This is a genomic window from Peribacillus sp. S4, assembly GCF_046715815.1.
GTDB classification, from domain to species: domain Bacteria; phylum Bacillota; class Bacilli; order Bacillales; family DSM-1321; genus Peribacillus; species Peribacillus frigoritolerans.
Genome location: NZ_CP175708.1, coordinates 3,707,334 through 3,727,578 on the forward strand (window position 1 = coordinate 3,707,334; position 20,245 = coordinate 3,727,578).

Genomic DNA, 20,245 nt, shown 5'->3' on the forward strand with positions numbered 1-20,245 from the left:
GCCTCTAAGGCCTCTTTTTCAATCTTGGTCAATGATATCGATTTTCCGTATAAACCAATATATCACGGTATGCCCTGCCCCGACGATTAACAGATAGATCGGCAGTACTTCCTTTAGGTCGAATAACATGACGGAAAGTATGAATCCTGATATCGATACGATCCTTCCAAGATGAACGAACAGTTCCCGGACAACGATATATTCAATCCTCATTTCCGCTGCCTTCCAAGCACGGCCTATAATGTCATACGTCAACGATATATAAGGGACCAAAAGAATAGGATAAGCGGTAGCGACAATTGCCCCATAAATAAGAAGCTTCCCGAATGTGATATCAAATGCAATCAATAAGACCCCTGCATACAACAGGATTCCTCCAATAAGAATGGCCTTTTTTCGCATCGGCTGTTTTATATATCGTGAAGCAAAAAAATACGCAACGAATGAAATGGCCGAATTTAACAGACCATAGCTCCCTAAGGCAAGTTCACTATCCGTCTGAATGAAAACGTTAATCGAAATGATGAACATGAAGGTGCCCTCTCGTATCCCTTGAAAAAAGTGAGCACGTGTGATCAATAGCCAATTCCGATTATTTTTCCGTTCCTGCAATATCCGAAGGAAACAGTATCTGCCATGTGCTGGACGTCTTTTTAACGAAAAGCTAAGAAACACCGCAACGGAAAACAATAGCAAAGACAATCCGAATACAATGGAATATCCCGTGAATTTTTCAAGCCTCGAAATGATGAACCCTGAAAGAATCGGACCGACCATTCCCCCAAGGGATGATAAAATCCCTAAAAAACCATTGAAGAAATCCCTTGTATCCGGTTCAGTTATCTCAAAAGTCAAGACATTATAGGCAAGCCAATAAAACCCATAACCGATTCCTAACAGTCCACCAAGCAACCAAAGGAAATCCGTTGCCCGTGTGCCGACCAATAGGACTGATAAATAAAATAGGGCCAAAAAGATAACACCCAGACGCAAAACAATGATTCGATCCACTTTTTTCGCCAGCCTGCCAGCAAAGACAAAGGTAAGCGGTTGAAAAAGCACCACGGTTAGATTATATACGGCAATATCAACAATTTGACCGGATTGTTTCCACAAGTACACATTAACGAATGTATTGGATAAAGCAATACTTAGGCTGTACAGCCCGCCAATAAACAAAAGGAGGTGCAAATCCTTCTTCCCGCCCGCTTCACCCAACCATCTCTCTAAAATACCCATTGTTTTAACTCTCCTTTAAATTCCACTCTAGTGTTTGAAAAAACAAAAGAATTTATGTAAAAAAAGGTAAAGAAAACTCTTCGATTGGCGATGACAGAGAAGTAGTTGCCCTTATACTGTTTTCCTTAAAAGCTCTTTCAAATAAAACCAAGAACAGTGTAAAGAAAACTCTTCGATTGGCGAGCCAGAATGGCGATGACAGAGAAGTAGTTGCCCTTATACTGTTTTCCTTAAAATCTTTTCCCTTTAAATCAAGAACAGTATAAAGAAAACTCTTCGACTGGCGAGCCAGGATGGCGACGACAGAGAAGTAGTTGCCCTTATACTGTTTTCCTTAAAATCTTTTCCCTATAAATCAAGAACAGTATAAAGAAAACTCTTCGATTGGCGAGCCAGGATGGCGATGACAGAGAAGTAGTTGCCCTTATACTGTTTTCCTTCTGTACTTGAACAGTAACAGTATAAAGAGAACTCTTCGACTGGCGAGCCAGGATGGCGATGACAGAGAAGTAGTTGCACTTATACTGTTTTCCTTAAAATCTTTTCCCTTTACATCAAGAACAGTATAAAGAAAACTCTTCGATTGGCGAGCCAGGATGGCGATGACAGAGAAGTAGTTGCCCTTATACTGTTTTCCTTCTGTACTTGAACAGTAACAGTATAAAGAAAACTCTTCGACTGGCGAGCCAGGATGGCGACGACAGAGAAGTAGTTGCCCTTATACTGTTTTCCTTAAAAGCTCTCTCAAATAAAATCAAGAACAGTATAAAGAAAACTCTTCGACTGGCGAGCCAGGATGGCGATGACAAAGAAGTAGTTGCCCTTATACTGTTTTCCTTAAAAGCTCTTTCAAATAAAATCAAGAACAGTGTAAAGAAAACTCTTCGACTGGCGAGCCAGGATGGCGATGACAGAGAAGTAGTTGCCCTTATACTGTTTTCCTTAAAAGCTCTCTCAAATAAAATTAAGAACAGTATAAAGAAAACTCTTCGATTGGCGAGCCAGGATGGCGACGACAGAGAAGTAGTTGCCCTTATACTGTTTTCATTCTGAACTTGAACAGTAACAGTATAAAGAAAACTCTTCGACTGGCGAGCCAGGATGGCGATGACAAAGAAGTAGTTGCCCTTATACTGTTTTCCTTAAAAGCTTTTCCCTTTAAATCAAGAACAGTATAAAGAAAACTCTCGACTGGCGAGCAAGGATGGCGATGACAGAAAAGTAGTTGCCCTTATACTGTTTTCCTTAAAAGCTCTCTCAAATAAAATTAAGAACAGTATAAAGAAAACTCTTCGATTGGGAGACGAAGGGGATGTTCATGAATTTGGGGTGTTCACTCGTGAATTCGGACTTTTACTCGTGTATTTCGAGTTTTCACTCATGAATTGGGGTGTTTACTCGTAAATCGATGCTTTTATTCGTGAATTTTGAGCTTTTACTCAGGAAATGGAGTGTTACTCGTGAATTTCGGGCTTTTACTCGTGAGTTTTGGGCTTTTACTCGTGAATTTCGGGCTTTTACTCGTGAGTTTTGGGCTTTTACTCGTGAATTTGAAGATTTTACTCGTGAATTTATGCGTTCTCGTGAATTTGAAGATTTTACTCGTGAATTTATGCGTTCTCGTGAATTTGAAGATTTTACTCGTGAATTTATGCGTTCTCGTAAATTCGGAGCTTTTACTTGTGAATTTCTTTCATTTCTTTTGGGCGAAACAAGCAATACGAGTTGCCTTTATTTGTTTTTCTTTAATATTCCGGTTCGGATAAAAGAAACCAAAAAAAGACGGGATTCCTTTTTACAAAAGGAATCCCGTCTTTTTTAATTACAAATTATTTTGCAGCGCTGTAACGTTTTGCAACTTCATCCCAGTTTACAACATTCCAGAAAGAATTGATGTATTCAGGACGGCGGTTTTGGTAGTTTAAGTAGTAAGCATGCTCCCAAACGTCCAATCCAAGTAGCGGTGTTTTACCTTCTGATAATGGATTGTCTTGGTTAGGTGTACTTGTTACTTCCAACTCGCCATTGTTGACTGCAAGCCAAGCCCAGCCAGATCCGAAACGAGTAGTAGCCGCTTTAGCGAACTCTTCTTTAAAGCTGTCAAAGCTTCCGAATTTTGAAGTGATGGCATCCGCTAATTCACCAGTTGGTTGTCCGCCGCCGTTAGGTGAAAGGATTTCCCAGAATAAAGTGTGGTTAGCGTGTCCGCCACCATTGTTGCGTACAGCTGTACGAACAGCTTCAGGTACTGCGTCAAGGTTAGCGACGATTTCTTCTACGCTTTTGCTTAGAAGTTCTTGGTTGCCTTCAAGCGCATTGTTCAGGTTTGTCACATATGTGTTGTGATGTTTAGTGTGGTGAATGTTCATTGTTTCTTTGTCGATGTGTGGTTCTAATGCATCATATGCATACGGTAATTGTGGAAGTTCAAAAGCCATAATAAAATTCCTCCCTATGTAAGCTGTTTTTTTGAGGGCTTCAGTTCTCGAAAGATACCTAAAGCTCGCTAGCAATAGAGTATCAAATTTTTGTAACCGTTTCAAACCATATGCCTCAATTTTTCATTTTTCGATTATTTTTCCTATGAGAATACCACGAATATAAAATATCCTATCATCAGAAGCTGAATGATGCCTTTTGTGATTACGCTGCTTATAAAGCCTACAACGGAACCTAGGCCGATTTTGGAAGCAGTAACAGGGTCTTGTTTATGTACCAGGATCTCTGCCAGGAATGCCCCGATGAATGGACCTATCAGAATTCCGACGAATGGAATCACGAATGGCCCGACCAGGAGCCCAATCGTACTGCCCCATATTCCCGCTTTCGTGCCGCCATACTTTTTGACCCCGACCATGTTGGCAATATAATCGGCTGCGAATAAAAGGATGACGAATAAAATTTGGACCGTCCAGAAAAACCATCCAAAAGGTTCAAAAGAATAAAAAAGTCCATATAACAATATTCCGCCAAAAATGAACAAAACACTTGGGATGATTGGAAAAATCAGACCGACAAACCCCATTATGAACATGAGGGTGATTATTATCCAAAATAGTGTGTCCATATCTCAAAAGCCCCTTTCTCATTTAATTTATAATTTGATTTATCTCTCCATAATTACCTCATTACTGTTGTTTGAAACCAATGAAGCTGAATACAGGTTGTTTTATTTTTCCCATATAGTTAAAATTGGTTAGGAATCTTATATAGATAGGTGCTGAAAACATTGAACATATTCAAACAACTATGGGTTAGCATATTTTCCCCTAAAGATATCGCTTCCTTTCAAAACCAAGGTATCGGGAAAACGATTTTATACGTTTTCTTTATAAGTCTCATCGCCTTTCTCCCTTCAGCTTTTTATTTCGGTACAATGATAGTTGACGGGATAGATGCCATGCACGAAACAGTATCCGAAGACTTACCGGCATTTGAAATCAAAAATGGCACGTTGACGACTGAAGAAGATGAGCCATTTAGCCTGAATAAAAACGGATATCAAATTTTTGTGGATGGCACGGGAGCCTTGACCCCGGAAAAGGTAGCTGCAGAAGCTGATGAGGCTGTCGCACTTTTGAAGTCTGACCTGGTTTTCGTATCCGGAGGCAATGTGCAATCCTCTCCTTATTCAGTTCTGGAGGGAAATAATCAGGAAATATCCACTTGGCTTGATTCAGTTGAATCTGTGCTGCCGATCATCATTCCATTGCTTCTACTCATATTATACCTGTTTACTGCTAGCGGAATCTTCATTAAAGTGACAATCATTGCTGCTTTTGGTCTTTTTTTCAAAAACGCTCTTGGCCGTCCACTTTCCTACAGGCATCTTTGGAGAATTAGTGCATACAGCATAACTCTTGCCACCATTTTCTTCACCATCATGGATGCTTTTCAAGCAGTTGTACCATTCGCTTCCATCATTAGCTGGTTTGTGACCTTGATGATGTTATATTTATCCATTAAAGAAACATCAGCCAATAAGATGGGAAATTGAGGTTAAATAAGATCCGGACCCACCTCGGTCCGGATCTTTTTGCTTTTGCACAAAACCGGGCAATCCTTGCCATTCCCTTGTATGACTACAGTCATCATTTTTTATATCTACTTAATTCGACAAGATACTCACCCAGTTATTACTATACTTATGATTGAAATAGGATTTAAGAAGGGATAGACGTGAAGGAGAGTCATATTGATGTACAGTGGTTGTTACTCATATTGGAGGCAAAAAAGAGTGGGCTGACCCAAAAGGAAATTCGCTCCTTTCTCAGCAATCATTCAACTATTAAGGATGTTACTCAACTGAAATAGACAATTTGAATGGCCACTCTCACATTCCATTTGAAAAATCGCCCATTTTTAGGCATATTTTTTGCCCCCTCCAAGTATAGATAAATTAAAGACAAGCTTGGGAGGATGGAAAATTGAAACGGCTACTGCTTTTTATCTCATTCTGTTTCACTTTATTTATTATATATTTTGATTTGACTACGGGTACCCTGCCGGCTTCCCATCCACCTGCCTCTACAGGCGAACCGGCCGTGCCTGCCAGCCAGCCTGCATCCGCACCATCTGCCGCTTATAAAGAAATCACCATGCAACCCGGGGATACCTTACTCTCCATCGTTGAAAAGGAAAAAGGCAAATCCAATCACCCAATCGAAACGATCATCTCTGACTTTCAAAGTTTGAATGAGGGATTGAAGCCCGAAAATATGCAGATTGGCAAAACTTATAAAATTCCCGTTTATAAATAACTTTCATATGGGAATTAGTGCCTTCACAAACACAATTAAGGGGATTTCCAAACACCAAAAACTCCCTTAAATAGGAAATGTCACTTATTGAAAAAAGATTATGCGTCCTATTTCCTTGTCAAGCGGTAAGTACATTGATACAATATTTCAGAGAAACAAATTAAAAATCAAAACTGATTTTTTCCTAAAGGAGAGAATTCCACTTGAGTGAAATCATACATCGCACCAAAACGCGGCCAATTAAAGTCGGAAACTTAACGATTGGCGGCAATAATGAAGTTATAGTACAAAGCATGACAACAACAAAAACACATGATGTTGAAGCAACGGTTGCAGAAATCCTTCGTCTTGAAGAGGCGGGATGTCAAATCGTACGCGTCGCCTGTCCGGATGAAAGGGCAGCTGACGCAATCTCTGAGATAAAAAAACGGATAAACATCCCTCTTGTAGTCGATATTCATTTCGATTACAAACTTGCTCTGAAGGCAATCGAAGGCGGAGCGGATAAAATCAGGATAAACCCTGGTAATATCGGACGCCGTGAAAAGGTTGAAGCAGTCGTGAAAGCTGCGAAGGCCAAAGGAATACCAATCCGCATCGGTGTCAATGCTGGTTCTCTAGAGAAGAAAATCCTCGAGAAATATGGCTACCCGACTGCTGATGGAATGGTGGAAAGTGCTTTACACCATATCAAGATCCTAGAAGATCTGGATTTTCATGATATTATCGTTTCGATGAAAGCTTCCGATGTGAATTTAGCAATCGAGGCATATGAAAAAGCTTCAAAAGCATTCGATTATCCTTTACATCTTGGGATCACGGAATCAGGTACACTGTTCTCCGGAACCGTAAAAAGCGCCGCCGGACTAGGTGCCATCCTAAGTCAGGGTATCGGAAGCACGATTCGTGTTTCCTTAAGTGCCGATCCCGTCGAAGAGGTGAAGGTGGCAAGGGAACTCCTAAAAGTATTCGGCCTTGCTTCTAACATGGCCACTTTAATTTCCTGCCCAACTTGCGGTCGAATCGAGATTGATTTGATTTCCATCGCCAATGAAGTTGAGGAGTACATCCAGACGGTTAAAGCACCAATCAAGGTATCAGTGCTTGGTTGTGCGGTAAACGGCCCTGGAGAAGCCCGTGAGGCTGATATCGGCATAGCCGGTGCCCGCGGTGAAGGTTTACTGTTTAGAAAAGGTCAAATCGTACGTAAAGTGCCTGAGGAGACGATGGTCGAGGAACTGAAAAAGGAAATTGACAAAATCGCTGAAGAGTACTATGAAAAACAAAGAGCCGAAGCTGCTGCAGCAGCATTACTAAATAAATAAAACAAAGAATCCCGAATTTTCATTATCGGGATTTTTTGTTTTTTATCATTTGAAAAACCCTTTGATGTAAATGACATCAAAGGGTTTAACGATGCTAAAAGAACGGGGCGATAAATATGCCAACGATGATGGAGACAACACCTATGCCGATGGCCCAAGTACCCAGGTTCGATCCCCGGCTTCTTGCCACTATACCTACAATGATACCCACAATCCCTAAAATGAAAGGCATCATGAATAACGATAAAATGGAGATGATCAATGCTATGACACCAATCGCTTTTCCTCTTGATGCCACATTCCCCAAACCATTCTCCTCTGCGTTCTCATCATTTTTATATGACCTGATTCGCTGAGGCGGTGTTGAAATCTCGGCAGACGTTTCTTCCTGATAACGGTTATCCATATTGGTTATGGTCTCACCGCTCTCATATCGTCTGTCATCTTCAGGTTTATCTTCATTATAATACCGCTCATGATGCTGATCATCCACAAAGGATGGTTCACTGCCCTCTTTCGTCAATTGCATTTCATCGTCAATACTGGAGTATTGATCTTTTTCCATTCGTGCATCCCTCACTTTCGTTTGTGAAGCATTTATAGTGTATGTAAAAATCGCAGGAACCCATCGTGAAAATGGTTTCATGTCTTGGAAATAAATACGGGTTTTTACCAAAGCTATGATGGGATATGTTACACTATTACAAGTATTGAAAATGAGGAGAGATTCATCATGAAAAAACGTTTTGGCATCGATATAGACGGGACTGTCACAAGACCTGATTCCATGGTTCCCTTTTTAAATAAAGCATTTCAACTGAATTTAGCATATGAAGACATAACCGAATATGACTTATTGCCTTTCGTGAATGTTCCAAAAGAGGATTTCACTAAATGGTTCATCGAGACCGAGCCGCTCATCTATTCCGAATCATTATTGGCTGAAGGTGCGAAAGATGTATTGGAAAAATGGACAGAACAAGCCAACCTTTATTTCATCAGTGCCAGGAGCTCCCGTTTATTGGATGTAACGAAGAATTGGTTCACGAGTAATCAAGTCCTATATGATCATATAGAGCTTGTAGGTTCACACGATAAGATTGCTGCAGCCAAAAAATTCGAAGTCGATCTCTTTTTGGAGGACAAGCACGATAATGCAGTGGCGATTTCAGAAGAGTGTAAAATACCCGTGATTTTATTTAATACCCCTTACAACCAAGATCCCGTGCCTGAAAGGGTGATTCGGGTCAACAATTGGCAAGAAGCCTCTGTCTGGGTGAATCAATGGATGTCAGGGGAACCGGCAACTATAAAATGAGACAAGAAAAAACCATTGACTTGAGGTCAATGGTTTTTATGCTTCCAAAGATACGCTGCATGCAGGACAGCGTCCGTAAATTTCAAATTTATGCCCCGAAACATCGTAGTCCTTCAAGCTTTCCTGAAGTTCCTGCATCGGGCACAATTCAATTTCTTTCGTTTTTCCACAGTTCAAACAGATGAAGTGGTGATGGTGGGAAGAATGACCGCATGTAAAACGAAAACGCTTTTCCCCTTCCAACTCGGTCGCTTCAAAGATGCCCAGTTCGACAAATAATGAAAGATTTCTGTAAATCGTATCGAAGCTTAAACCTGGATAATCCTGTTTCATATTCTCCAATACATCTTTGGCCGTTAAATATTTATCGCTGGAAGAGAAAAGCTGAAGCATTTCTTCCCTCTTTCCTGTATGCTTAAAACCTTTATCTTTTAAAAGTTGCATGGCAGTAGTTACGTTCAAAATACATCACCCCATCTATCGATTTTTCCACTTATCAAACAAAATTGACAAGATGAGAATTAGTACAGCTATTATTACAATGGTCCCGCCTGGAGCGAGGTCAAGGTTGTATGATAAGAATAATCCGCCTATGACGGAAACTTCACCGAATAATACCGAATAACCAATCATCTGCTTAAAGCCCTTGGCAAAGCGGAGACTGGCTGCTACCGGGAGCGTCATGAGCGAAGAAACAAGTAATATGCCAATGATTTTCATGGAAGCGGCAATAACCAATGCGACCATGACGATAAAAATAAAATGAATCGCTTTATAAGGGATTCCAGACGCTTTGGCATGCTCTTCATCAAATGATAGCAGAAATAATTCTTTATACAATAAAGTGAGCATCAAGGCTACGACTAGCCCCACTGCCAAAATGACGTACAAGTCCGCCCGGCTGACGGCACTGACACTGCCGAATAAATAACCATATAAATCCGTATTGAAACCATCAGCAATGGATATGAAGATGACACTAAGACCCATGCCGCCGGACATAATGATCGGGATTGCAAGCTCTTGGTAATGCTTGTACACCCCTCTTAATTTTTCAATGAATAATGAACCACCTACAGAAAACGCCATTCCAATATAAAGTGGATTCAATCCTGCTAAAGATAGAAAGCTCTTCTGCAGCAATAAACTGAACGCTATACCAGCAAGCGCTACATGACTGAGCGCATCGGAAATCATCGACATCCGCCTTACCACGACAAAAACGCCCACTAATGGCGCAATCGCTCCGATGATGATTCCGGTCAAGAATGCGTTCTGCAAAAATTCAAATTGCAATATCCCCGATATCATTGGGCTATCCTCCAAAACATATTAATGATCATGATTTAAAAATTGGACTCCATGTCCATAAATGGACGAGAGTTCACCTTCATCCAACTCATTATATTCACAGGCATCCCCATGAAAATGAAGCTTTTTATTCAAGCAGGCGACATGTGTGACTTTATCGGTCACAGTACCAACATCATGGGTTACTAAAATCAGGGTTATTCCTAATTTTTTATTCAACATCTCAAGCATTTCATAAAATTGGTGGACGTTTTTTGAATCAACGCCAACAGTGGGCTCATCCAATATCATCAATTCCGGCTCGCTGACCAGTGAACGGGCAATGAATACCCTCTGCTGCTGGCCTCCGGACAATTCCCCGATATTGCGGTTTTGATATTCCAGCATGTCCACTGATTCCAGAGCCTTCTTCACCTTTTGCTTATCCTCTTTGCCAGCGAACTTAAATAAGCCTATTTTTTTGGTCAAACCGCTCTGAACCACCTCAAATACAGTGGCAGGGAATCCTGAGTTGAAGGAATTCGCCTTTTGGGAAACGAACCCGACCTTTTGCCAATCTTTAAAGCGCCGAATGTCTTCACCGAATATTTCAATTTTCCCCTTTTGGAGCTTGAACACACCAAGCAGCAATTTCAAAAGCGTTGATTTACCGGATCCATTCGGCCCGACGATAGCTAGGAATGCCCCTCTGGGAATTTCAAGCGAAACATGTTCCAGCACCAGATCTTTTGTATATTTGTAAGATATATCTTCAAATTTAACTATGGGGTTTACTACATTATCCAAAGAGATCACCTATTTTTTAAGAATCATTACGATTAACAATCGTTAGTATAAATCAAAGAAGTCCAGATGTAAAGAATCCGGTCCTCCGAACAAGTGCCGATATGCTTTGAATCACAAAAAAATGTTATCTGAACCAATTTCGTAATCAAACAAAGTTTCATGTTCACATACATCCACTTCCTTCATATGTTTTAACAAAGGAGGAGATCGTTTGAAATTATTTGAAATGATGGTCAATCATAAAATCAACAGTATACGCCCAGATGAACTGCTTTCCCTTGCTAAACAGCATAAGGTTTCACTCACTCAAAAACAAGCACAGGATATTACTGCACTTCTAGCCGGTAAAAATATTAACATTTTTGATATACGTCAAAGACAGAACGTACTTGGTCAAATTACAAAAGTTGCCGGAGCAAGCACGGCCAGGGAAATAGAATCCCTCTTCAACAACCTTACATCCAATTTTTAAAGATTCCAAGCCTGCTGACGACAGTCTTTATTTGAGCATACTTAATCCAAATGCAAAATGAAAGGACGATTCATCTTCATATCGATGAATCGTCCCTTTCTATTTGTGATTATTGGAATCTGATCTTTTCCAATAAATCTTCTTCAAATTGTTTATTCTTGAACATATCAATTTCGAATTTATATGGGGCCTTTTTGTCTTTTTTGTCTTCCCCTACATAAGGTGTTTCCAGGATTTTAGGAACAGAGCTTAATTGCGGATGGTGGACAATATCATTCAAAGCCTTAAAACCAATATGGCCGAAACCAATGTTTTCATGGCGGTCCTTACGCGTGCCGCGTTCGTTTTTGCTATCGTTTATGTGAAGAACCTTGATTCGGTCAACACCGACCACTTTATCAAATTCATTCAGTACTCCATCGAAATCCTCGATGATATTATATCCGGCATCGTGAGTATGGCAAGTATCGAAGCAAACCGATAATTTTTCATTATGGGTCACACCATCAATGATCATCGCCAGCTCTTCGAAAGACCTGCCACATTCGGAACCCTTACCCGCCATCGTTTCAAGGGCAATCTGAACTTTATCATCGGCAGTCAGCACTTCATTCAAACCTTCGATGATTCTCTTGATTCCCAGTTCGCTTCCAGCACCGACATGCGCACCTGGATGAAGTACGATCTGCCTTGCGCCAATCACTTCGGTCCGATCGATTTCACTGCGTAAGAAGTTGACTCCAAGTTCGTATGTGGCTGGATTCGTGGTATTTCCTATATTAATGATATACGGAGCATGGACGACGATATCACTGATTCCATTTTCCTCCATATGCAATCTTCCGGCTTCGATATTTAAATCCTCGATTTTTTTACGTCTTGTGTTTTGAGGGGCCCCTGTATAGATCATGAATGTATTGGAGCCATACGAAGCCGCTTCCTGACTCGCAGCAAGAAGCATGCCTTTCCCGCTCATTGAAACATGCGATCCAATCTTCAGCATCTGATTTCTCCCCTATTTCTTTCTCTGTATACGACGTTCGCGTTTTTTAAAGTTTTCCACATCTCGTTGAATTTTCTTCTTGTATCCTGGCTTGACTTTAGTTGGCTTCTTAATGTGCCTGCTCGCTTTAACATCGATATCAGATTTTTGTTTTTTACGGTTTTTCCGTTTATTACGCTCGTCGATATCAACCCAATCACCGTTTTGGATATCGGTATCACGGAACTCGATGCCCATTTTTTCAAGGCGGTTCAATGCATCTTCATCGGAAGTATCGTAAATGGTAGTGGCAATGCCTGAATATCCTGCACGAGCCGTCCTGCCCGTCCTATGGATATAAAAATCCAAATCTGAAGGCAATTCATAGTTAATGATATGACTTACACCTTCAATATCGATTCCACGGGAAGCCAGATCAGTCGCAACAATGAATTGATACTCCAATTCATTGATTTGCTTCATCATTTTTTTACGCTCACGAGGCGTTAAATCCCCATGAATTCGGCCGACATTCAACCCTTTTTCGATCAAGGAATTAGCCACATGGTCCGCCATTTTCTTTGTGTTCGTGAAAATGATCGCCAAATATGGATTATAACGAACGATGATGTCATGAAGTAACTGCTCTTTGTTCCGGTGGCGAAGCGGTACGAGAACATGTTCGATTTTCGAAGCGGTCGCCTGCTTGGGATTCACCTGAACATACTTTGGATTCTCCATATATTTATTCAAAAACGGCTTCAATTTTTCTGGGATGGTTGCCGAAAAGACAAGCATTTGAATTTTTTCAGCCATACGTGATGCAAATAAATCGACATCTTCTATGAATCCCATATCAAGCATAAGATCCGCTTCATCGACTACAAGCATTTTTGCTGTATACACCTGTAATGCCTGGGCTTCAACCAAGTCCTTGATCCGGCCCGGCGTACCAATTACCAATTGCGGCTGTGTCTTCAATTTATCGATCATTCGCTGTTTATCAGTACCACCGATGAAACAACGGACTTGAATCTGCTCATCCTCAGGGAAATGGTCAGCAATTTTCAAAGCTTCTTTGTAGATTTGGTTCGCTAACTCACGGGTTGGTGCGGAAATAATCGCTTGAACCTCATTTTTACCAGCATCAAGCCTGTTCATGATCGGCAGCAAATAGGAATGTGTCTTTCCTGTACCTGTCTGCGACTGTCCAATTAAGCTACTTCCCTTTAAAAGCGACGGAAGCACGCGCTCTTGAATTTCCGTCGGCTTATCGAACCCTAAAGTACGAACCGCATCTAGAATGTAGCTTTTCAAATTAAATCGTTCAAATTGATTTTGTTTCATCAAAAAACCCCTTTATCCTGTCAGTCATAAGACATGTCCTGTTATTATAATAAATTTTACACAAAAAGCGCAAGCGCCTGGGTTGCTCGTGAAGAAAATAGGGATTGTCCCATAACGGGCAGGTCATCCACCTTTTTCAATATACCCCCATTCTAATCACAAAAGCGCATGCGCTGAGGTTAGTTCTCTTAAAATGGACTCTTGCAAACGAAAAGCCCCTGTCCTGGTCATAGCGTATCCCCCGCAGACATGGAGCTAAAAGACTACCGTTACCATCTTACCTTCTTTCCGGTTACTTCACAACTGCCCAGTCACTCTTTCCTCAAACCTTTTTTGTCGAGTTGCATAATTTATATAGAAGATTACACCAGCATATAATATTCTTAGGAGGTGAAACCTATGTTCCCAAATAGAAATCGTCAACCCGGACCCGCTTTTCCGCCACCCAATGGCCGAAGGAGGCAGCAGCCCCCTGCTCCATTCAGGCAGTCACCGCAAATCCCCCATCCTTATCAGCAGATGCAGCGTCCGATGATTCCAAACAGACCGCAGGTACCACAGGGACCTCAAGGTTTCCACGGCCCATTCAACCAACAGCAGCGGCAGGAAATGCCGCCAGCAAAGAAAGAAGGGTTATTGTCAAAGATACTCGGTAAGTCGAAACAAAAAGCAGCTTCTCCGAATTTGTTTGCGCCAGCGGGTTCCACTAACCAAAGTTCTTCAAGAAGCAGCGGAGGCGGTATCTTAGAAACATTAAAAAACCCCGATTCCCTTAATAATATGCTTTCCAACACGCAAAAGGTGTTGCAAGCGGCGGAACAATTCACGCCTATGGTGGAACAATACGGTCCAGTGATTAAAAACCTGCCTTCCATGTGGAAAGTTTTCCGAAGCATATCATCAGCCGATGAGACCAAGGACGACGGAGCTTCCGTTGAAAGCGGGCCCGCGGTTGGGGCACAAGAAAACAGTGAGGTAAAAACGGTTTCAAAGAAAAAAGAAAAAGCTATAGAAGCTAACCCCACTGCGCCAGTTCGTCCCGAAACCAAAAGGAAGAGATCTTCAGGTCCCAAGCTTTATATTTAAAGGCTACAAAAAAATTACCAATAACTGATTTTATGTAAATATGATGTTTTGTAATATCATCTATGGTCTTATATAATAGAAAGGTATAAAAAGTGAGAGTTTCTTGCCTTGAAGGAGGACACATAGATGAAAGTGATTAAAATTTCCCCGCGCGGCTATTGTTATGGCGTTGTCGATGCCATGGTCATCGCCCGAAATGCGGCTTTAGATAAAACCTTGCCACGTCCCATTTACATTTTAGGAATGATCGTGCATAACAAACATGTGACGGATGCGTTTGAAGAAGAAGGCATCATCACGTTGGACGGCAGCAACCGCAACGATATCATCGAACAGGTGGACAGCGGAACCGTCATCTTTACTGCTCACGGAGTTTCGCCTGAGATCAGGAAGATCGCTGAGAAAAAAGGGCTTGTGACGCTTGATGCAACATGTCCCGATGTTACCGCAACACATGACTTAATTCGGGAAAAACAAGCGGAAGGCTATCAAATCATTTATATTGGAAAAAAAGGCCATCCGGAACCTGAGGGTGCTGTCGGAGTTGCTCCCGATGTCGTTCACCTGGTTCAAAAGGATGAAGATGTGGAAGCCTTGACTTTGAAAAGTGATAAGATCATCGTCACCAATCAAACAACGATGAGCCAATGGGATGTTTTGGATATCATGGATAAGGTCAAGGAAAAGTTCCCACATGCCGAAGTCCATAAGGAAATTTGCTTAGCCACACAGGTTCGCCAAGAAGCCGTTGCCGAGCAAGCTGGCGAAGCTGATGTTTTAATCGTTGTCGGAGATCCTAAGAGTAATAATTCAAACCGTCTTGCACAAGTGTCCCAAGAGATTGCCGGGACGAGAGCTTATCGAATCGCTGACATTTCCGAGCTGAACCTTGAATGGCTAAAAGATGCAGAAACGGTTGCCGTCACTTCGGGGGCTTCTACACCAACTCCGATCACGAAGGAAGTTATCGCATTTCTAGAACAATATGAAGCAAATGATGAATCCACTTGGAATACCGAAAAGAAAACGCCATTGCATAAAATTTTACCTAAAATTAAAGTGAAGAAATGATTGCACAAATACAAAGGCAGCCACTAAGGCTGCCTTTTTCGTGTTATCAAATGAAGCGGAATGGGTCTGTATTCAGCCTGGATGGAATGAATTCCACATCGAAGTTCTTTTCACGGCACGTTTTTTCAAGGAATCGTGCCACCCCTTTTTTCATCACCTTTTCAACATTGTGGCCGGGATCGACGATATTCAGTCCAATCATCATCGCGTCATGGGCTGTATGGTAATACATATCACCTGTAACGTAAACATCGGCACCCTTGAATTTTGCTGTCGTAAAGTATTTATTGCCGTCTCCGCCCAAAACGGCAACTTTTTTTATCGGACTTTGCAGATCTCCCACGACACGCACCTTTTCAACATCGAGTGTCCGTTTCACATGTTCGGAAAATTGTTCAAGCGTCATTTCTTCGGCAAGTACACCAATCTTTCCTAAGCCAAGTGACTCCCCTTTATTCTCCAGCTTATATATATCGTGAGCAACCTCTTCATATGGATGGGCTTTAATCATCGCAGCTAGTACTTTCTTCTCGATATTTTCCGGGAATATCGTTTCAATCCGCATTTCAGCTACTTCTTCAAGCCTTCCTTCAGAGCCGATAACCGGTTCACTGCCTTCACCTGGCAAGAAGCGTCCGGTACCTTCCCCCGAAAACGAACAATTGCTGTAGTTCCCGATCGCTCCGGCCCCCGCCTTGCCCAGGGCTTCCCTCACCTTTTGTTCGTCGGTCTTTGGAACATATACGACCAATTTCTTAAGAGCTGTCTCATAGGTTGGAATCAATACCTCTGTGTCCTGCAATTGAAGCGCTTCGGCAAGTAAATCATTCACTCCGCCCTTAGCAACATCCAAATTGGTATGTGCAGCGTAAACAGCGATATCATGTTTGATCAGCTTTTTGATGATGCGGCCTCCAGCTGTGTTTGTATCGATCCTTTTCAATGGTCGGTAAATTAACGGATGGTGGGCAATGATCAATTCCACGCCATGTTCGATCGCTTCGTCTACAACCTCTTCCAGCACATCAAGGGCAATCAGCACTTTAGTAACCGGCTTATTTAGCTGCCCGACATGCAGCCCGATTGGATCTCCCTCCATTGCATAATGCTTTGGGGAGAATTGTTCAAACATCTCAATGATTTTGTGACCATTCACTGTCTTCAACCTTTAAGCACCTCCTCGATTACCGAAATTTGGGATTTCAATTCATTGCGCTTCGTTTCCAGTCCGCTTCTTCCGCTTTCATCCAATTGTTCAATGATTCTCTCCAAATGTTTTTTCTCAAGCTGCCATTTTTTTATGAAAATATCACTGAATTGCTCTCTTAAGAATGGACCGAAAGTGAGGCCCGTTTGCTTGTTTACACCATAAGGGCGGAGCGGGTCTCCTTTTTTGGCAATTAAGATCTCATAGATCTTCCCATCTTCCTCAAGGATCTCCTCTCCGCAAAGCTCCCAGCCGTTTTCGATCAGCCAGCTGCGAACATTCGCTGCACCGACATTAGGCTGAAGGATTAGCCTTTCTGCCTTGCCGAGTTTCGCTTTTCCGCTTTCCAATATACTTGATATTAAAGTCCCTCCCATGCCTGCAATCGTAATGCATGTCGCTTCATCGGGATTCAATACTTCAAGCCCATCTCCTTTACGGACCTCTATCTTGTCTCCAAGACCCGTCATTGCCACTTGCTTGCGTGCTGACTGATAGGGTCCTTCTACAACCTCACCTGCTATGGCGCTGGCACACAAGCCGTTAGTCACCGCATAGCACGGCAAGTAAGCATGGTCTGATCCTATGTCTGCCAGGATGCTTCCTTTTGGTATATGTATGGCAACACGTTCTAATCTCATCGATAGTTTTTCATGATTCATATTTATCAACTCTCTTAATTCAAATAATGTCTTGCTATAATTACTTTCCCATTCGATTATACCAAGTTCAATCGAAAAATTACAGAAAGGAGGAATAGGATTCTTTCTATACATGGGCAAAAGAAAAACTGCTATCTGGAATCTTCCTTCTCCGAAAAATGAAAAACTGACTCAAAAAGTTCGCTTTCCAACGATTTCTTGAGTCAGTTTCATGACTTATTTCAGTCCATGAATATATTTGGCCATGGCGTCAATGTTCTGTTCTTCGACTAAACCTGATGGCATTGCACCTCGTCCATTAGTGATTACGTTTTTAACCTCGTCCACCGAAAGGCGATCGCCAACTCCTTTTAGAGCAGGCCCGACACCGCCTTGATAGGCGTCACCATGACAAGAGATACAGTTTTGCTTATAAATGTCCTCAGGTGATGCTGAGGCACTTTCTGTTTCTTCTGTCTTTCCGCCGCCCTCTTTTTCCTTGGCAAGATCTTTGGCATCACCCAAACCTTTAAACGAAAGTAAAAACATAAGTCCAATACCAAAAACCATGATAATAATAAAAGGCATTACTGGATTGCGCTTCATAGTATTTCCTCCCCTATGTAGAACCTAAACTTACCATATTTAATATTATATACAAACAGCTATATATTATTTTACTTGAAAAGAGTTTCAAGTAAAAGCCCAAAAATAGAAGATATTATATAATTTCTTAAAATTGTCAAAAACTTATGTATATTTCCAAACAATTTTACTTTTTCTTACATATGTTTCATAATACCCAAAAATCATTATTTAAAACCGCTGGAGTGTCCTTGAATTATATTATTAAAAAGTAAAGAGTGACCAGTGCTCCAAGGCTTCCCGCTATGGAAAAATGGAGCAGCTTCAGCTTATAGCCCAATAAAATCCAGAGTCCGCAATTAATGAATAAGAAAATATAAAGGATACCCGCTTTGCCGGGTGCCATGAATTCCGCCAAACTGACAGTTAATAAAAGCAATGATAGTACCATCCCCATCAACGCCATCTGAAAAATGATTTTCCTGCCTTTTAAGCGGCGGACTGCCAGCCCAAAGACAAGTATTGAAATTGTTGTCATAAGCATTTGCATTCTTATGGTTATTTCAGTAAAATAATTCAAAAATACAATAAATGCAAAAAAAGTTCCATTCAACACCCAAAAAGATGTCGTTTTTTTTTGCTCGCGGTTTCATTCGATTTTGATGGCGGAATTTCGCCTTGACCGTATAATGCAAGCAGGTAATTACAATATTGCTCCGGAAGCATACGACTTTCCTTCCAGGAGTTTATTTCTTGAATGATGATTTTCTTTCTCATTTCATCCATGAATCTCACATCCTCATGATGATCTTCTTTTTAACGGCTAAGCTTTTAAATCTTTTTCCTTTATACGGAAATACAGATAACCATTGTTCTGATTAGGATATTTTTACATCGGAATTGAAAAAAAAGAGCCGCTCCCGAACGCTGGGCATTCAAAGAGGGCTCTGTTAAGGGCATATATTCTATTCAAGGAAATCTTTCAATCGTTTGCTTCGGCTTGGATGTCTCAGTTTACGCAGCGCCTTCGCTTCGATTTGACGGATACGCTCGCGGGTGACCCCAAACACTTTACCTACCTCTTCAAGAGTACGGGTACGGCCATCATCAAGTCCAAAGCGGAGTCTCAAGACGTTCTCTTCACGGTCAGTAAGAGTATCCAATACGTCTTCAAGCTGTTCTTTCAATAGTTCATATGCTGCATGCTCCGATGGGGAAGTCGCATCCTGATCTTCAATGAAATCACCTAAATGTGAATCGTCTTCTTCACCTATTGGCGTTTCCAATGAAACAGGCTCCTGAGCTATTTTCAAGATTTCACGAACTTTTTCGGGAGTCAGGTCCATATCCTCCGCAATTTCTTCCGGTGAAGGTTCACGTCCTAAATCCTGAAGAAGCTGTCTTTGGACACGAATCAATTTATTGATGGTTTCCACCATATGCACCGGTATCCGGATCGTTCTTGCTTGGTCGGCAATGGCACGGGTTATCGCTTGGCGAATCCACCATGTTGCATACGTACTGAATTTGAATCCCTTGCGGTAATCAAATTTTTCCACAGCTTTGATAAGTCCCATATTACCTTCCTGAATCAAATCAAGGAAAAGCATTCCGCGTCCGACATAACGCTTGGCGATACTGACAACAAGACGTAGATTAGCTTCTGCCAAACGGCGTTTCGCTTCTTCATCTCCATCTTCAATTCTCGTCGCCAAAGAGATTTCCTCTTCTGCAGATAAAAGGTCGACCCGGCCAATTTCCTTTAAATACATGCGTACTGGGTCATTAATTTTCACGCCAGGAGGAACACTTAAATCATTTAAGTCAAACTCTTCTTCTTTTGCAAGTTTCTTCTCATCTGGATCATCTTCATCTTCGTCTTCCTCACCATCAGTGAGTATTTCGACGCCGTTTTCTGCTAACACCTCATAGAACTCATCCATTTGATCGGAATCCAACTCAAAACCGCCAATCATTTCAGCGATTTTTTCTAAAGTCAAAGAGCCTCGTTTTTTACCTAGCTCTAGTAGTTTTTCTTTCACCTGTTCAAGGCTAAATTCATTATCAACTTGTTTGGAACGTGCTGGTTTTTCAGCCATTAGTTCCCCTCCTTCC

24 protein-coding genes are annotated in these 20,245 nt (G+C 41.5%); 9 read left to right on the forward strand and 15 right to left on the reverse strand.

From position 1 onward, the window contains the following. Window positions 1–18: 18 nt before the first annotated feature. Entirely contained in the window at window positions 19–1,239 is a 1,221-nt protein-coding gene (locus ACJ9PY_RS17595; protein WP_411738648.1) for an MFS transporter, read from the reverse strand. Window positions 1,240–2,659: 1,420 nt separating this feature from the next. On the opposite strand from ACJ9PY_RS17595, the gene ACJ9PY_RS17600 reads away from it, so the two are divergent. Further along, a complete protein-coding gene (locus ACJ9PY_RS17600; protein WP_411738649.1) occupies window positions 2,660–3,061 on the forward strand; it encodes a hypothetical protein in 402 nt (133 codons plus the stop codon). Window positions 3,062–3,068: 7 nt separating this feature from the next. Here ACJ9PY_RS17600 and sodA read toward each other — a convergent pair whose 3' ends face one another. Both sodA and ACJ9PY_RS17610 read right to left on the reverse strand, forming a co-directional pair. Next, complete coding sequence (sodA, locus tag ACJ9PY_RS17605) at window positions 3,069–3,677, reverse strand: superoxide dismutase SodA (RefSeq protein ID WP_034308436.1); 609 nt, start codon at window positions 3,675–3,677, stop codon at window positions 3,069–3,071. A 143-nt stretch (window positions 3,678–3,820) separates the two neighbouring features. Then, a complete protein-coding gene (locus tag ACJ9PY_RS17610) occupies window positions 3,821–4,306 on the reverse strand; it encodes a DUF456 domain-containing protein (RefSeq protein WP_048677991.1) in 486 nt (161 codons plus the stop codon). A 162-nt stretch (window positions 4,307–4,468) separates the two neighbouring features. Here ACJ9PY_RS17610 and ACJ9PY_RS17615 point away from each other — a divergent pair, with 162 nt between their 5' ends. From ACJ9PY_RS17615 to ispG, 4 genes are all read left to right on the forward strand, one after another. After that, the gene (locus ACJ9PY_RS17615) at window positions 4,469–5,236 is read left to right on the forward strand and encodes a DUF1189 domain-containing protein (RefSeq protein ID WP_063575668.1); all 768 of its coding nucleotides are present in this window, start codon (window positions 4,469–4,471) and stop codon (window positions 5,234–5,236) included. A 182-nt stretch (window positions 5,237–5,418) separates the two neighbouring features. Next, window positions 5,419–5,553 carry an anti-repressor SinI family protein gene (locus tag ACJ9PY_RS17620; protein ID WP_223255837.1) on the forward strand — a complete coding sequence of 45 codons (135 nt, stop codon included), beginning with the start codon at window positions 5,419–5,421 and terminating at the stop codon, window positions 5,551–5,553. A gap of 113 nt (window positions 5,554–5,666) precedes the next feature. Then, complete coding sequence (locus tag ACJ9PY_RS17625) at window positions 5,667–5,999, forward strand: hypothetical protein (RefSeq protein WP_057278832.1); 333 nt, start codon at window positions 5,667–5,669, stop codon at window positions 5,997–5,999. 212 nt (window positions 6,000–6,211) lie between these two features. Beyond that, window positions 6,212–7,324 (forward strand): flavodoxin-dependent (E)-4-hydroxy-3-methylbut-2-enyl-diphosphate synthase, encoded by a 1,113-nt coding sequence (gene ispG, locus ACJ9PY_RS17630; RefSeq protein ID WP_187050875.1) that lies wholly within the window; start codon window positions 6,212–6,214, stop codon window positions 7,322–7,324. Between the two features lie 94 nt (window positions 7,325–7,418). On the opposite strand, the gene ACJ9PY_RS17635 is transcribed toward ispG, so the two are convergent. Next, the gene (locus ACJ9PY_RS17635; RefSeq protein WP_411738650.1) at window positions 7,419–7,889 is read right to left on the reverse strand and encodes a DUF4190 domain-containing protein; all 471 of its coding nucleotides are present in this window, start codon (window positions 7,887–7,889) and stop codon (window positions 7,419–7,421) included. 168 nt (window positions 7,890–8,057) lie between these two features. Here ACJ9PY_RS17635 and ACJ9PY_RS17640 point away from each other — a divergent pair, with 168 nt between their 5' ends. Beyond that, a complete protein-coding gene (locus tag ACJ9PY_RS17640) occupies window positions 8,058–8,642 on the forward strand; it encodes a 5' nucleotidase, NT5C type (protein ID WP_063575665.1) in 585 nt (194 codons plus the stop codon). Between the two features lie 36 nt (window positions 8,643–8,678). Here ACJ9PY_RS17640 and ACJ9PY_RS17645 read toward each other — a convergent pair whose 3' ends face one another. Genes ACJ9PY_RS17645 through ACJ9PY_RS17655 form a run of 3 tightly spaced genes read right to left on the reverse strand, consistent with a single transcriptional unit; the run spans window position 8,679 to window position 10,739 of the window. After that, window positions 8,679–9,104, reverse strand: coding sequence for a Fur family transcriptional regulator (locus ACJ9PY_RS17645; protein WP_034308449.1), 426 nt, complete (start codon window positions 9,102–9,104; stop codon window positions 8,679–8,681). A 15-nt stretch (window positions 9,105–9,119) separates the two neighbouring features. Then, a complete protein-coding gene (locus ACJ9PY_RS17650) occupies window positions 9,120–9,953 on the reverse strand; it encodes a metal ABC transporter permease (protein WP_034308452.1) in 834 nt (277 codons plus the stop codon). A gap of 21 nt (window positions 9,954–9,974) precedes the next feature. After that, window positions 9,975–10,739, reverse strand: coding sequence for a metal ABC transporter ATP-binding protein (locus ACJ9PY_RS17655; protein ID WP_034308454.1), 765 nt, complete (start codon window positions 10,737–10,739; stop codon window positions 9,975–9,977). A 211-nt stretch (window positions 10,740–10,950) separates the two neighbouring features. Between ACJ9PY_RS17655 and ACJ9PY_RS17660 the strand changes: the two genes are divergently transcribed. After that, on the forward strand, window positions 10,951–11,211 hold the full coding sequence (locus tag ACJ9PY_RS17660; RefSeq protein ID WP_034308456.1) for a DUF2624 family protein: 261 nt from the start codon (window positions 10,951–10,953) through the stop codon (window positions 11,209–11,211). A gap of 109 nt (window positions 11,212–11,320) precedes the next feature. Here the strand turns inward: ACJ9PY_RS17660 and ACJ9PY_RS17665 are convergent, their stop codons facing one another. Continuing rightward, on the reverse strand, window positions 11,321–12,214 hold the full coding sequence (locus ACJ9PY_RS17665) for a deoxyribonuclease IV (RefSeq protein ID WP_411738651.1): 894 nt from the start codon (window positions 12,212–12,214) through the stop codon (window positions 11,321–11,323). 12 nt (window positions 12,215–12,226) lie between these two features. Continuing rightward, window positions 12,227–13,540: a DEAD/DEAH box helicase gene (locus ACJ9PY_RS17670; protein ID WP_411738652.1), complete on the reverse strand. Its 1,314-nt coding sequence runs from the start codon at window positions 13,538–13,540 to the stop codon at window positions 12,227–12,229. A gap of 399 nt (window positions 13,541–13,939) precedes the next feature. On the opposite strand from ACJ9PY_RS17670, the gene vrrA reads away from it, so the two are divergent. Together vrrA and ACJ9PY_RS17680 are read left to right on the forward strand one after the other, a co-directional pair. Next, window positions 13,940–14,626, forward strand: a complete 687-nt coding sequence (gene vrrA, locus ACJ9PY_RS17675) for a VrrA/YqfQ family protein (protein ID WP_400448339.1) — start codon at window positions 13,940–13,942, stop codon at window positions 14,624–14,626. 126 nt (window positions 14,627–14,752) lie between these two features. Continuing rightward, window positions 14,753–15,697 carry a 4-hydroxy-3-methylbut-2-enyl diphosphate reductase gene (locus ACJ9PY_RS17680; RefSeq protein WP_411738653.1) on the forward strand — a complete coding sequence of 315 codons (945 nt, stop codon included), beginning with the start codon at window positions 14,753–14,755 and terminating at the stop codon, window positions 15,695–15,697. A 46-nt stretch (window positions 15,698–15,743) separates the two neighbouring features. On the opposite strand, the gene ACJ9PY_RS17685 is transcribed toward ACJ9PY_RS17680, so the two are convergent. The 6 genes from ACJ9PY_RS17685 to rpoD all read right to left on the reverse strand — a co-directional run bounded on the left by ACJ9PY_RS17685 (window position 15,744) and on the right by rpoD (window position 20,229). Then, window positions 15,744–16,862 (reverse strand): Nif3-like dinuclear metal center hexameric protein, encoded by a 1,119-nt coding sequence (locus ACJ9PY_RS17685; protein WP_411738654.1) that lies wholly within the window; start codon window positions 16,860–16,862, stop codon window positions 15,744–15,746. Continuing rightward, window positions 16,859–17,566, reverse strand: a complete 708-nt coding sequence (locus tag ACJ9PY_RS17690; RefSeq protein WP_057278884.1) for a tRNA (adenine(22)-N(1))-methyltransferase — start codon at window positions 17,564–17,566, stop codon at window positions 16,859–16,861. Before ACJ9PY_RS17690 ends, ACJ9PY_RS17685 begins: the two co-directional genes overlap by 4 nt. A 216-nt stretch (window positions 17,567–17,782) precedes the next feature. Next, a complete protein-coding gene (cccA, locus tag ACJ9PY_RS17695) occupies window positions 17,783–18,151 on the reverse strand; it encodes a cytochrome c550 (protein WP_063575660.1) in 369 nt (122 codons plus the stop codon). A 235-nt stretch (window positions 18,152–18,386) separates the two neighbouring features. Continuing rightward, entirely contained in the window at window positions 18,387–18,668 is a 282-nt protein-coding gene (locus tag ACJ9PY_RS17700; RefSeq protein WP_328145142.1) for a hypothetical protein, read from the reverse strand. Window positions 18,669–18,739: 71 nt separating this feature from the next. Continuing rightward, a complete protein-coding gene (locus tag ACJ9PY_RS17705) occupies window positions 18,740–18,916 on the reverse strand; it encodes a hypothetical protein (protein ID WP_411738655.1) in 177 nt (58 codons plus the stop codon). A 179-nt stretch (window positions 18,917–19,095) separates the two neighbouring features. Continuing rightward, entirely contained in the window at window positions 19,096–20,229 is a 1,134-nt protein-coding gene (gene rpoD, locus ACJ9PY_RS17710) for an RNA polymerase sigma factor RpoD (protein WP_034308477.1), read from the reverse strand. Window positions 20,230–20,245: the final 16 nt, after the last annotated feature.